This window comes from Solwaraspora sp. WMMB335, assembly GCF_049179075.1.
In the GTDB taxonomy this organism is placed as follows: Bacteria; Actinomycetota; Actinomycetes; order Mycobacteriales; family Micromonosporaceae; genus Micromonospora_E.
Genome location: NZ_JBMHMF010000001.1, coordinates 5,442,234 through 5,456,293 on the forward strand (window position 1 = coordinate 5,442,234; position 14,060 = coordinate 5,456,293).

General features: G+C 69.5%; 4 protein-coding genes and 1 pseudogene. 2 read left to right on the forward strand and 3 right to left on the reverse strand.

Annotated features, from left to right (window positions below):
- Window positions 1-2: 2 nt before the first annotated feature.
- Window positions 3-1,238 carry an alpha/beta fold hydrolase gene (locus ACN27F_RS23735; protein ID WP_421437041.1) on the reverse strand — a complete coding sequence of 412 codons (1,236 nt, stop codon included), beginning with the start codon at window positions 1,236-1,238 and terminating at the stop codon, window positions 3-5.
- A 394-nt stretch (window positions 1,239-1,632) separates the two neighbouring features.
- Here ACN27F_RS23735 and ACN27F_RS23740 point away from each other — a divergent pair.
- Together ACN27F_RS23740 and ACN27F_RS23745 are read left to right on the forward strand one after the other, a co-directional pair.
- Window positions 1,633-1,722: pseudogene (locus ACN27F_RS23740) on the forward strand (N-acetyltransferase); the annotation flags it as partial.
- A gap of 76 nt (window positions 1,723-1,798) precedes the next feature.
- Window positions 1,799-3,064 carry an alpha/beta fold hydrolase gene (locus ACN27F_RS23745; RefSeq protein ID WP_421437044.1) on the forward strand — a complete coding sequence of 422 codons (1,266 nt, stop codon included), beginning with the start codon at window positions 1,799-1,801 and terminating at the stop codon, window positions 3,062-3,064.
- Between the two features lie 65 nt (window positions 3,065-3,129).
- On the opposite strand, the gene ACN27F_RS23750 is transcribed toward ACN27F_RS23745, so the two are convergent.
- Together ACN27F_RS23750 and ACN27F_RS23755 are read right to left on the reverse strand one after the other, a co-directional pair.
- On the reverse strand, window positions 3,130-4,452 hold the full coding sequence (locus ACN27F_RS23750) for an FAD-dependent oxidoreductase (protein ID WP_421437047.1): 1,323 nt from the start codon (window positions 4,450-4,452) through the stop codon (window positions 3,130-3,132).
- A 35-nt stretch (window positions 4,453-4,487) separates the two neighbouring features.
- Window positions 4,488-14,033, reverse strand: a complete 9,546-nt coding sequence (locus tag ACN27F_RS23755) for an SDR family NAD(P)-dependent oxidoreductase (RefSeq protein WP_421437050.1) — start codon at window positions 14,031-14,033, stop codon at window positions 4,488-4,490.
- Between the last annotated feature and the right edge of the window lie 27 nt (window positions 14,034-14,060).

Below are 14,060 nucleotides of genomic sequence, written 5' to 3' on the forward strand. Positions count from 1 at the left end.
GGTCACGCCACCAGGAACGTGTCGATCTGGGACAGGAACTCGGCCCAGGCCGGTTCGGCCGCGGTGAGCAGGTGATTGCGGCTGTCGAGTAGGACCAGTTGGCTGTCCGGGATGAGCGTGGCCAATTCGCTGGCCTGTGACAACGGCACCCGTACGTCATCGCGGGAGTGCAGGATCAGCGTCGGGCACTGCACGCGGTGGGCGATGGCGGAGACATCGATTTTGGCAAATTCCTCCAAGAAGCGGACCGCGTTGGCCGGTGATGTCGTCCGTCGCTGGAAACCGGTGAACTCCTCCAGCTCCTCCGGAGTGCCTTCGGGCAGGAACTGGGCGGCGAAGACGCCGAGAAAACTGGGATCCTGATGTGCCCATCCGACCCGGGCCAGATCGAGATCGAGGGCCGCCTCGTCACGTTCGGCCTGGTTGCGGGCCCGGACCTGACGCCCGCGGGCATAGGCTCCGGCGAGGATCAGCCGACTGACCCGTTCGGGCCGGCGGACCGCGTAGGCCACCGCCACCGCACCGCCCTGCGACACTCCGAGCAGTGGGAACCGGTCGAGCCCCAGTGCCTCCACCACGGTCTCCAGATCGTCCACCCAGTCGTCGAAGGAGAAGCTCGGCACCTCCCAGTCAGACAGGCCACAGCCACGTTCGTCGTAACGGACCAGCTGCCGGTTGCGGGCCAGGCCGTTGAGCCAGTGTGACCAGACCGGAGTCGTCCATTCGAGGTCGAGGTGGGTCATCCAGTTGGCCGCCTTGAGCAGCGGCGGGCCTGATCCGACGGTGGCATAGGCGATCCGGGTGCCGTCGTCGGCCCGGCAGAACCGGACGATCTGCTGGTCCGCGCCGCTGAGCCCGGCGGCGGTGGCACCAGTCCTGTCGCCAGGCCCGCGTCGTGAGCCGGTAGCCTGGCCGGACCGGGCCACCGTCACCGGAGCCGCGAACTGGTATCCGCGTCGATGTACGGTGCGGATCAGCCGCTGTTGGCGCATGGTGTCGCCGATGGCCAGGCGGGCGGTGCGCAGCCCGGTGGTCAGGGCGGCCTCGCTGACGAAGCGATCCCCCCAGATCCTGTCGAGCAACTCGTTCTTCGACACCACCCGGTCGCGGTGCTCGATCAGGTAGTGCAGCAGGTCGAGGGCCCGGGGCTCGACATGGACCGGCTCGCCGGCCCGGCGTAACTGGTAGCGAGCCATATCCAGTTCGTACTCGCCGAAGCTGTATGTGTCGCCAGCCATCGGGTCAGCGTACCGCCCTTGGCCCGCCGTCCATCCATCGGATGATCTTGTGTTCCGCACGGCGTCCGGGCAGGTCAGCGGGTGGGCGGTGGTGAGGTCGGGCCAGCCTGTTCAAATCCCGACAGTTCCTGTGTAGGATTTTGGTCAGAAATCGTGTTCCCGATGTCCTCATTAAATCCTCAGGAATTCCTGAGAATTTCGCCAAGTCGTCGTCAATTCCGATGAGCACACTTGGTGCCCATGGCTATCTGGAGACATCGCAATGCGCTACGTCGCGTCGGGACCGTGACCGTCACCGATCACTGGTGAAAGTGGTACGGGCAGCGAGCACCACCTGACACACTTCGGGCTCGTGGAACGCGCAGGGAGTGACCAACCTGAAACAGGTCATTGGCTCGAAGGCACGCTGCGTGAATCCCACCGTTACGGTGACGGTCGTCGCTACGACGAGCACTTGCACGCCCGACTGGCCACCGACGTCTGATTTCAGTCGGGATCCCGACGGCCGGAGTCCATTTTCTGATAGTGATATCTGAATATTTATTTCATAGAATTTGGCAGTGAATACTGAAATATACTGCTTTGGACGTTTCAATCTTGATCTACGACTCGGGCGCCTCTGCCGCGACCAACGGCCGATCCGCATCGAGCCCCGGGCTCTCGCCCTGCTCTGCCACCTGGTCAAGCACCGTGACCGAGTGGTGTCCAAGAAAGAGATACGGGCTACGGTCTGGAATGGTGCACCCCTGACCGATGCCCTCCTCGCCGCTCGACTGCGTACCGTTCGCCTGGCGATCGGTGACACCGGTGACCGGCAGCAATTCGTCCGGACCGTGTACGGACGGGGATACCAGTTCGTCGCCCCGACGACGGTGCGGCGGGGCGAAGCCGACCCGGCCGTACCGGCGGCCCCGACCGCCGGACCGGGCTCGCAGGCGGGCCCGCAGGCGGGGGCGGTGGCGGCTGTCGGGGCCCGCGATCTGATCCGGTTCTGCCGCACGGCAGACGGCACGCAGATCGCCTGGGCAGCCATCGGTAGCGGGCCGCCCCTGGTCAAGGCCGCCAACTGGCCGAGCCGACTGGACCTGGAACGCATGACGCCGTTGTTCGCCCACTGGTTCGAGGGCCTGGTCCGTGGCCGGCGGCTGATCCGCTACGACGAGCGGGGCTGCGGCCTGTCGAACTGGGCGTGCGGCTTCACTCTCGACGAGTACATCGAGGATCTGGACGCCGTGGCCGATGCGGCGGACCTCGACCGCTTTCCGTTGCTCGGCATCTCCCAGGGCGGCTCCCTCGCGGTCGCCTACGCCGCGCGGCGGCCCGAACGGGTCAGTCGACTCATTCTCAACGCGGCCTACGCCCGTGGCCGAACAGCCCGGGCCCGCGACGACGCTGAGCGAGACGCGGCGATCCTCGATCTGGATCTCACCCTGGCCGGCTGGTTCGCGAAGAACCGCAGCTACCTGCGGTTCTACGCCGCCCAGTTCTTCGCCGACGGCGCACCGCACCTGTGGGACGAGTTCACCAGCCACCAGCAGCTGACCACATCGGTGGCCAACGGGGCCCGCTTCCTCGAGGAACTCTCCCGTCTGGATGTGTCGGATCTCGCCCCCAAGGTGTCCTGCCCGACGCTGATCACGCACTCCCGCGACGACCCGCGCGTTCCCGTCTCGCAGGCGATGGAACTGGCCGAACTCATTCCTGACAGCAGGCTCGTCCTGCTCGACGGCCGGAATCATCTGCTCACCCCGGACGAACCGGCCTGGCCCGCCTTCCTGGCCGAGCTGTACGCGTTCTTGGCCGCAGACGACGTCGATGGCGGCTGACCGGGGCGACCGAGACGCGTCCGGGTCCGGCGCCTGGCAGCTTCTTCCGGCGGGTGCCCGGCAGGTCAACCGCCCCGTCGGACCGCCAGCAATACCCGCAGGATCATCGCCGGGGTCAGCAACGACTCCGGCCGGGCGAGCAGGTTCTGTACCAGCAGCGCCTGGCGGGCCACTGGCAGCGATGTGTGACAGGCCCGGGACACCATGTCCAGATAGCGGTTGAGCAGACCTGCACCGGTCGATTTCGAACCGGTGGCCCGTGGGTCGGCGAAGTAGGCCCCGGCGGCGATCCGCCACGGTCCGTCGACCGCCTTGCCGGCCCGTCGATAGAAGGCGCGGGCCAGCTCCGGCGAGGTGGGACCGTGCCGGTCGAGCGCCTGGCCGAGGGCCTGGGCCTGCAGCGCCGCCGACGTCATTCCCTGGGCGTATATCGGGTTCAAACTGCAGACGGCGTCGCCCAGCGCGATGAAGCCCGGCGGGTTGCGGTCGAGCCGTTCCACGTGCCGGCGCAGGTTGGTCCGCATCCGGTGGGTCAGCACCGGGGTCAGCGGTTCGGCCCGGGCGAGTACGTCGGCGAGCGCAGGTGCCGGCAGGGATCGGGCGAAAGCTTGATACTCGTCCGGATCGTCCGGGGGAACCTCGCCGAAAAAGGACCCGAGGGTGATGATCCACCGGTCGCCCTCGACCGGCACCATGGTGCCGACCCGATGCCCGTTGGCCGGGCCGCCGATCACCACCGCGAGATCGCCGTCCAGGTCATCCGGTTTGCGCCGGACGACCTGGGACGCGGACGCCATGTCGATGCGAACCGCCGAGATCTCGGGTGCTGGGAATCCCTGCGCGGCCAGTTGATCGAACACCTGCGTGTTGCGACCGGAACACGCGACGACGAAGTCGGCCCGATGCGCCACGCCATCGACGAGCACGCCCATCACCCGGCCGTCCACGACGATCAGGCTGTCCACCGCTGTCCGGTCGACGACGCGGACGTTGGGTGCCTGTTGTCGTAGCCGTCTACGGACGGTGACCTCAAGCAGTGCCCGGCTCATGGACATGGCGAGGAATCCGAGATCGGAACGTACCCGGTAATCGCCGATCTGGTGCCACACCAGGCCGGACGCGTGGACGGGAACCGCGCCGCTGGCGGCGAGGTCGTCGGCGAGGCCGGGAAACCAACCGTCGAGGAGCCGCTGCCCGGCGGCCAGCAGGAGGTGGCTGTGCCGTCCCTGCGGGACGCCCCGACGTGGAACCGCCTCCTGCGGTAGCCGGTCCCGCTCCAGGATCGTCACCCGGTCGAAGTGGTCGCTCAGGATGCGGGCGGTGGCCAGGCCAGCGATACCGGCGCCGATGACGATGGCAGTGGTGCCGTCACCCGCACTCGTCCTCATTCGACCTCCGGTTGACTGATGGTTCCGCCCGCCCTTCACCGTCGGACGAATCGCAGATAGGCGGAGAAAGCGGCGTCGATCTGGTCCGGTGTGAGGCCGTACGCCTGCGACGAGTAGCTGTGCCGGGGGTGCGCCCGCCGCTGGGCCACCTGTGCTACGTGCCACCGGTCGATGCTACGGCGGGTCTCATCGTCGAGCGCCCAGCCGAAGTGCCGGTAGACGCCGTCCATTGTACCCATTGGATCGTCGACCAGATCGCGGTAGCTGACGTCGGCGAAGCGGTGCGCCAGCTCCGGGTGAGCGGTGCGGAACCGGACCGCGTCGGTCAACATGCGACTCGTCGCGTCGAGGAGCTCGGCACCCAGCGCGGTCCGCTCAGGCGTCTCGGCGGTGAGTTCGCGCACCGACTCGACGACGCTGAGCCAGGACGGCATGAACTCCTGCGGGTCCCGATGCGTCTGGATGAAGACCGCGTCCGGATAGGTTTCCAGCAGTGCTGGCAGCCGAGCGAGGTGGAACGGCATCTTCAACAGCCACCGTTTCGCCGGGCCGCCCAGCCGGGTGCCCCGCTGCCAGCTCAGATGCTGCAGCGTACGTCGGTGCAGACGGTAGGCGAAGTCGCCGGGCTGATCGGCCAGCCACTTCGCATAGTCCGGTACGAAGTACCGCAGCGGATATGTTGCCGAGGCGAAGGAGTCCTCCAGGAAGCCGAACTCCTCCTCCGGCGCGGTCAGGTCAACCGGGTGCATGCCGCGCATCGCCTCGGCCGCCCCGACCGCGGTCATGATGTCGGCGGCGTAGTGCTCCCGAGCCGCTTCCGGCCGCCCGACCGGCAGCGCCGGGTGGGCGATCTCGTACGGGTACGGCGCCCAGAACCGGTCGTCCCTGGCGAGCAGCCGGTGCAGAAACGTGGTACCGGTGCGATTGACCCCGAGAATGAACACCGGCCGTTCGACGGTTTCCCGGCCGATTTCGGGTATCCGGGCGTACTCGCCGGCCAACGCGGCCCGGTTCCACAGCTTGCGGGTGAGTTCGAAGAAGACCGCCGACACCCGGTCGGTGCGGATCTCCGCTGCCGGCGTGTTCAGCGCGTCGACAAGTTCCCGCAGTCCGTCGACCAACGCCGGCGGGTACGCCTCGCCGAATTCGACGGCCATGCGGTCGGCGAACCGGTCGGCCCGCCGCAACAGCGCAGTGGAATCCAGCGAAGCCTGAGCGAGGCGGTACGGCCAGGTTTGCTGGTGCCGGGTGACCCAGCCCTGCAACCGTACCGTGCTGGTGATCAACCCTGGCCAGACCGTCGTCGACGGCCCGTCGTCGCCAGTTGAGCTGTGGTGCGCCGGTTCGCTGTGGTGCACCGGTGGGTGGTCGTCCCGACCGGTGGCCGGCCGCGGCGCGAACCAGTAGCTGGCGAACTGGTCGACCAGCGCCCAGTGCCCGTACAGCGGTGACTGTCTGCCACGTGCCTGGCAGGCCCGCTTGAACTCGGCGTAGCCGCATTCGTGCACCGGCACCCCGAAGTCCGGCAGTTCCAGGTCGTGGTCGTGCGGCTGTGGATTGACCAGATGGTGGATCGCCTGCTGGCGTGGGCGCAGCGAGATCCTGGTCAGCAGTTCGCTCACCAGATCGACCGGCTCGGTCCACTGCAGCCGGAAGCCGGCCGGCACCAGACCGACGTCGTGCGCCGCGAGCGTTATCCGGATCTTGATATCGCTGCTCTGGGCGTAGCCGGTCGACGCGGCGATGCCGGTCTGCGGCAGGCGCATGATCGTCGCCGGCAGGCCGACTGTCTGGCCGAACAGCAGGCTCTGCTCGGCGACGAGCTTCGTCCACGGGTAGCCCACCAGCTGCGGCGGGCAGATCGACGCCAACTCGGCCAGGTCCGGCTGGCCGCCCTCGACGATTCGCCGGCCGTTGAACTCGTTGGCGAAGTTGCAGAAGTACGCCGGGAAGACGCCCATCGTCGAGGCGTACACCAGATGTTTCGTGCGTCGTCGCAGCGCCAACTCGACGACTGCGGCCAGGCTGCCGGTGTTGACGTCGCGGATTCGCGAGTACGACGAGAACAGGTTGAGATCCGCGGCGAGATGGTAGACGGCGTCGACGGTCTCGCACAGTTGGTCGAAGTCCGGCTCCGGCAACCCCAGCCGCGGCCGGCGGATGTCGCCCGGCCAGACCCTGATGCGCTGCGGGTAGTCGTCGTCCCAGATCTCCGCGTACTCCATGGCCGCCCGGATCCTGGCCAGCCCCGCTGCCGGGTCGGCGGCGCGGACCAGGCAGTGCACGGTCACCTGGTCGGTTTGCTGGAGCAGGTCACGCAGCACGAACCGGCCGACCAGACCGGTGGCACCGGTCAGCAGCACCGCTTGGTACCGATCCGCCGGCCGGGGCTGGGTGACCGGGTGCTGGTCGACCAGGGTGGCGATGGTCCGTCGCAGGTGGTCGAGGTCCTCCCGACACTGCGCCGCGAGGGCCGACCGGAAGTCCGCTGCCGGCGCGGCCGTCACCGCTCTGCCCCCCGCCGGCCCGGTACCGGTCGGCGAGATGCTGGTCGGCTCGGCGTTGGTCGGCTCGATGCTGGTCGGCTCGGCGCTGGTCGGCTCGGCGCTGACCGGCCGCAGGATGCTGGTCGCGATCGATTCCGGCGTCGCCGTCGTCATCAACTCCAGCGTGCTGGTCTGGTGCTGAAAGCGGTTGGCCAAAAACACGCCCAGCTCGACGACCGAGATCGAGTTGAGCCCGAACGAGGCGATCGGCTCCTGCGGGCTGATCTGGTCGTGCCCGGACAGTGCGGTGATCTTCTGGGAAACCTCCCGCACGATGCCGTCGGCGGTCAGCCCCGACCCCGTGCCCTCGGCGATCCGTGCCGCGTCGTTGGGGATCCAGCGGCCGATGCGCAGATAGTCCGGGTGCTCGGTGCGGCCCGCCAGTCGTCCGAACTCGACCCCGACCAGATGCCCGTCCGGTGGCAGCGTCCGCATGGCGAAGTCCAGGTTCGCGATGGCCGTCGCGGCACTCATCGGGGGCAGCCCGGTCGCCTTCATCAGCCGCAGTACGGCGGGATTGCGGGCCGCCATGCCGACCTCGGTGACGCCGGCCATGTTGTACGCGAGCGCGGGCCGGCCGAGGCCATGCCGATGGGCGGCCAGCCCGTCCAGGAACGCGTTCGCCGCCGCGTACACCGTCTGCCCGGCGTTGCCGAAGACCGACGCGACTGACGAGAACATCACGAAGTGGTCCAGGGGCGCCTCTGCGGTCGCCTCGTGCAGGTGCCATGCGCCGCCGGCCTTGGCGGCGAACACCGTGGCGACCGACTCCGCGTGGATCTCGGCGAGCGGTTGGTCGTCGAGGACCGCGGCGAGATGGAACACCCCCTTGAGGGGACGGGTGAGGCCCGCGACGCTGGCGATCACGTCGTCCCGGCGGGAGACGTCGGCGGGCACGATGTCGATCTGTACCCGGGTATTCGGGAAGTACCGCGCGATGCCGCTGGCCTGCCGTACCCATCCGGGGTCGCGCCGGCGCGTCGGATCGCGGTCCAGCAGGGTGAGGTGGCGGGCACCGGCGGAGACCAGGTATGCGACCAGTCGCAGCCCGAAACCGCCGAGCCCACCGGTGACCAGGTAGGTCGCGTCCGGGTCGAGGAACGGCCGGCGGTCGACCACAGCCAGCTCCCGGGCCGCCGCCGGTCCGGCCGGCGCGGTCAGCACCAACTTGCCCTCGTGCCGGCCGCTGGTCATGAACCGCAGGGCAGCCTCGTAGTCGGCGTAGTCGTACGTCGTCACCGGCAGTGGCGGCACCACCCCGTCCTCAAGCAACCGCAGGCACGCCTCGGTCATCGTCCGGCAGTGCGCCGGATCGTCGGTCATCAGCCGGTCGGTGTCGATCGCCGCGAACCGCAGGTTCTTGCGGAACACCGACAGCCCGACGGCGGAGTCGGCGTAGATGTCCATCTTGCCGATCTCGCAGTGCCAGCCGCCCGGACGCAGGATCTGCAGGCACAGGTTGAGGTGCTGGCCGGCCAGCGAGTTGAGGACGACGTCGACGCCTTCGCCGCCGGTCGCCGTGAGCAGATCGTCGTACCAGGAGTGGCTGTGCGAGTCGAAGGCGGCCTCGACGCCCATGGCGAGCAGCCGGGCGCGCTTGTCGGCGTTGCCGGCGGTGGCGTAGATGGTGGCGCCCCGGTGCCGGGCGAGCGCGATCGCCGCCTGACCCACTCCGCCCATCGCGGAATGGATGAGGACCCGTTGTCCGGGACGCAGCCGGGCCAGGTCGATCAGCGCGTAGTAGGCGGTCACGTAGACGGAGATCACGCCCGCCGACTCGACCATCGACAGCTTCTTGGGGTGTCGGAACACGGTGTCGGCGTCGACGACGATCCGATCTCCGACGCAGCCGCCGTGAGTGAAGACGACCCGCTCGCCCACGTGCCGCCCGGTCACTTCGCCGCCGACCCGCACGATGGTGCCGCTGGCTTCCAGCCCCACCTCACGGCCGACCGCCGACCGCTCGTACGACGACAGCGGAAGCAGATCCAGCGCCACCATGACGTCGCGGAAGTTCAGCCCGACCGCCGCGACGTCGATCTCGACCTGGCGCGGCCCGATCGGGTCGAGCGGCTCGGCGCGCATCGTCAGCCCGGCGAACCGGCCCGGCGCCGCCAATCGGAGCCGGTACGGGCCCGCGTCGTTCGCCGGCATCACCGGTTGCTCGCCGGGCCGTCTGACCAGGCGCGGCGCGTACAGCTGGCCGTCGCGTACCGCCAGTTCCCGTTCGCGTACGTCGTTGCGCGCCAGCCAGGCCAGCACCGGCAAATCGGTGGCCTCGCCCAGATCAACCAGGCGCCAGTCCAGCAACCCGGGCCGGAGTTCATGGTCGAGGGCCCGCAGCGCGCCCCACACCGTCGCGGCCCGGGGGGACCGTACGTCGGACACCGCCCGCTCGGTCACGACCGTCAGTCGGCACGGCGTGGTCGATGGCTGCCCCGCCCCGGCGGCCCGTTGCCCCGTGCGGGCGGCCGACAGCGCGTTGACCAGCGCCACCAGCCGTCGGGTGAGCCGTTCACCGAGTGGATCACCATCGTCGGCCGGCTCCGCCTCGGCGGCGTCACAGAAGACCTCAACGGATCGTACGGTGCGAAGCCGGTCCTGGACATGGTCGGAGAACAGCCAGCGTTCGTCGAGTGTGCGCAGCGCGACCCGGCTGTCCCACTCGTCGAGCAGACCGGCCCACAGCTCACCCAGCCCGCCGTCGTCGCCGACGATCAAGCGCTCCCCGCCGGCCTGCTGCGGCTCGCCGGCCTGCTGCAGCCCACCGTCGAACAGCTCCGACGGCGCGCTCCACAGCGCCAGCTGCCCGTCGTCGGCGAGGGCCGTCCACCCCGGACCGGGCGTACTGTCGCCCAGATCCGGTCGACGGACCGCAGCGATCCCGCCGGGCACCAGCAGCCGCCGCAGGAGCGCCCACGCCTGCTGGTCGAGTGTGGTCGTGGTCGCGTCGACGACAACCAGGTCACACGATGCCGCCCGCAGCAGTCCCCGGCGCAGGTCGATCGACACCGGGTCGCCCAGGTCGGCGGTCGCGAAGCGCACCGCCGCCTCGCCGGAGGCGAATGCCTCGCTCAATGTGTCGGTGTCGGCCGTCGACGCTCCGATCAGCCACATCTCGATCCGGTCGTCGGCCGGTGACTGCCGCAGCCGTCCGGCGAGCACGAGCTGGTCGGGAACGGTCCCGGGGCAGAACTCCGCGATCCGGCTCAGCCGGGCCGGTCGTCCGGTGGGACCGGACACGATGGCGTCGATCAGCTCACCGATGTCCAGCCGGCCGGCCGGGCGGAGCAGGCCGGCCGGGTCGGTCAGGAATTTCGGCTGCCAGTCGACGGTGAATCTGCTGCGGCCGGGGGAGTCGAGCTTCGGATTCGCGTGAAAACTGGTGTAGCTGGCCAGGTGTGCGACTCGGGCGCCGGTCGCGGTGTCGTAGAGGGTCACCGCGCCGCTGTCCCGCTCACCGAGAGGTAGGCTGAGTTGGCCCTGCTCGTGCCGCCGTGCCCCGACGGGCGGGACGAAGTGGCAGGTCAGCCGGCCCGAGCTGGGCCGCCCGTCGACGGTCAACCCGGTCATCCGACGCGGGATGCCGGACACGTCCGAGCACTGCATCAGGAAGTACAGGCAGGCCTGCAGGGCACCGTCGAGCAGTGCCGGCGCCAGCAGGTACCCCGACGCCTGGCTGGCCTGCCAGGTCTCGTCGTCCAGCCGCAGATCGAGCAGCAGCTCCTGGGTCGTGGGGTTGCACCGCACCCCGGCCACCGTCTGGAAGCGCGGTCCGTACTGGAAGTGGTCCCCGATCACCGCGTCCATCCGCCCGTAGAAGGCTTCCCGGCTGTCGAACTCGTCAGCGAGGAAGCCGGATCCGTCGAGCTCGGTGCAACCGGGCGGCGGCACCGATCGGTCGGACAACCGGCGTACCCGGCCGGTGCAGTGCACGACGCTGTCACCGTCGTCGTAGGGCAGCGAGCGGATGCGGAAGGTGAACTCTCCGGCGGCCGTCGACTCGGTCAGTTCTGTCTGCAACCGGACCGGGACGTTCCCGACCGGGCACGGCTTGAGAAACTCGACCTGCTCGAAATGAACGGGCGCGCCGCCGACGGCCTCCAGCACCATCTCGACGTAGCCGGCGGCCGGCACGATCGGGGTGTGCTGCACCCGGTGCTCGGTGAGCCAGCCGAAGTCGGCCGCGCTCATCCGCACCTCGTAGCGTGCCGGCGAGCCAGGTATCTCCCGGCCGAGCAGCGGCCCCGCCGAGTACTCACCCCGCCGCAGGTAGTGGCGGTCGTCGATCAGTGGGTCGAGTACCCGCGTCTCCTGCCGAGGATGCGGCGGCAGCAGGTGGGTGATCGGCCGGGGGCGGGGAAACTGTGTCGCGAAATCCAGTGCCAACCCTCGGCGGTACAGCGCCGCGAGCGCCTCGTGGAACGAGATCCGTGAGTCGGTGTCCCGGCGCAGCGTCGGCACGCCGACCGGAAGCGTGCCGACGTCGTGGCCGACCTCCTCGAAGGTCTGCGTGACAGCGGTGAGCAGCACCGGATGCGGTGACACCTCGATCACGACGTGCGGGCGTACCTGGGTCGCGGCGGTGCGTACCGCGGCCCGGAACCGCACCGGCTCGCGTACGTTGGACCACCAGTAGGCGGCGTCGAGATGGTGCGTGACCGTGCCGGTGACGCTGGAGACGAACGGAACCGACGCGGCGAGCAGGCGTTCGTCCAAGAAGGACAGCTCTTGGCGCAGCGGCTGCTCGATCGGATCCATCGCGCGGGAGTGGAATGCCACGTTGCCGGGCAACAGCCGATGGGTGACACGATCACGGTCGAGCCGGGCCAGCAGCGGTGCCAGGTCCGTCTCCGAGCCGCAGACCACCGTACTGACGGCCGAGTTTTCGCAGGCGATGTCGAGCCGGCCGGCCGGAAACCCGCTCAGCAGCTCCTCGGTGGCGTCGCGGTCCAGGCCGACCGCCAGCATCCGGCCGGTGCCGGCGGTGCGTTGCTGCAGGGTGGCCCGGGCGTACATCAGCCGGGTGGCGTCTTCGAGCGAGAGGATCCCGGCGGCGTAGGCCGCGGCGGCTTCGCCGGCGCTGTGCCCGATCACCCCGTCGGCCCGCACCCCCCAGGAGGTCAGCAGCTCGAACATGGCCACTTCGATCATGAAGATCGCCGGTTGGGCCAGTCGTGTTTCGTCCAACCCTGCCTGTGGTTCGTGGAAGCAGACCTCGCGCAGGGAAAAGCCGGCCCGCTCGCGCCAGATGGCGTCGACCGCGTCGACGGTACGGGCGAAGACCGGCGAGGTGGCGTACAGGTCACGTCCGCAGCCGGCCCACTGGGTGCCCTGGCCGGCGAACACCATCAGCACCCGGGGCTGCGCGGTGCCCTCGTTGACGTGCGTCACCGAGGACGGGTCGGTGGCGATCTCGTCGAGCCGGGTCACCAGGCCCGGGATGTCCGCGGCGGCGACGGCGGCCCGGGCGGCGAAATGGGTCCGACGCCGGCTCAGGTTTCCGGCCAGAGTGTGCAGATCGAACTCGGGCTCCTGGGCCGACTCGGATTTGTCGGCCGGTGAGGGCTCGTCGGCCGGTGAGGGCTCGTCGGTTGACCTCCGCTGGCCGGTCAGCAGGTCGCGGTAGGCGGCGGCGGTTTCCCGCACCGCGTCGGCGCTGCGGGCCGACAGCGGGATCAGGTACGCCGCGTCGGGCGCAGCCGGCCGCGAGTAGTCCGGCGCACGGGTGGGGACGTACTCGGCGATGAGCGCGTGTCCATTCGCGCCACCGAATCCGAAGGAGTTGATCCCGACCACGACGGGCCGTTCGCCGAACGGTTCGCCCTCGGTCTGTACCCGCAGGCCGGTGAAGTCGATGTCCGGGTTCGCCACCATGAAAAGGCGGGAGATCGGGGCGTACGTCCGGTGCTCGAACATCAGCAGGACCTTGAGGAGCGCGCAGGTGAACGCGGCGGACTCCAGATGGCCCAGGTTGCTCTTCACGCTGGCCACGCGTAGCGCGACGGCCCGCCCCGCCCCGCCGAAGACTTCCCGGATCGCGTTGCCCTCGACCCGGTCACCGACCCGGGTCCCGGTGGCGTGTGCCTCGAGGTAGTCCACGTCGTCGGGCAGCAGCCCGGCCCGGGCGCACGCGGTGCGCATCAGCTCGACCTGTGCGTGCTGCGTCGGCGCGACGATCATCCGGCCCGTGCCGTGGCCCTCGGCACCGTCCGCCGCACCCGCGGTGTTGACCGCGGTGCCGGCGACCACGGCGAGGATGCGGTCCCCGTCCCGCTCGGCGGCGGCCAGCGGCTTGAGCACGTACACGAAGGCACCCTCGGAACGCATGTACCCGTTGGCGGTCGCGTCGAAGGACCGGCAACCGCCGTCCGGACCGATCACCCCGAGTTGCGAGAAGCCGGCGCTGGCCGGGGCGCTGCCCAGATGGTTGCTCGCGCCGATCACCGCCTGGTCGCAGTCTCCGATCGCCAGCGCGGTGACCGCCGCGTGCAGGGCGGTGGCGCCGGACGAGCAAGCGGTGAGATAGGCGGCGGAGGGGCCCATCAGATTGAACGTGTACGAGATGCGGTTGGCGAACATGTCGATGCTGGTGCCGGTGACGGAATGCTCGTTCGGCCCGAGCAGCGGTCGCCAGCCGCCCGAGGAGGACACCTGCGCGCCGATGAAGACACCGGTGCGGCTGTTGCGCAGCCGGGCGTGGTCCCAACCGGCCTGCTCGAACGCCTCCCACGCGCAGGTCAGCAGCAGCCGGATCTGCGGATCCATGGCCTCGGCCTCGCGCGCTGACACCCCGAACAGGCGGCTGTCGAACAGGTAGGGTTCGTCGCCGCGCATCAGGCCTTCGTACCGGGAGATCAACCGGCCCGGACCGAGATCACCTATTCCGGGTTCGTACCCGGGTCCGTAACGGTCGGCGACCGGCTCACGGACGAATCCGCGTTCCATGAGCAGCTGCCAGAACTGGTCGCGGGTGTGGATCCCGCCCGGCAGACGGAAGGCGTACCCGACAATGGCGCACGGCTGCTGCTTCATCTGTGATCCTGCCTCCGGCACGGCTCA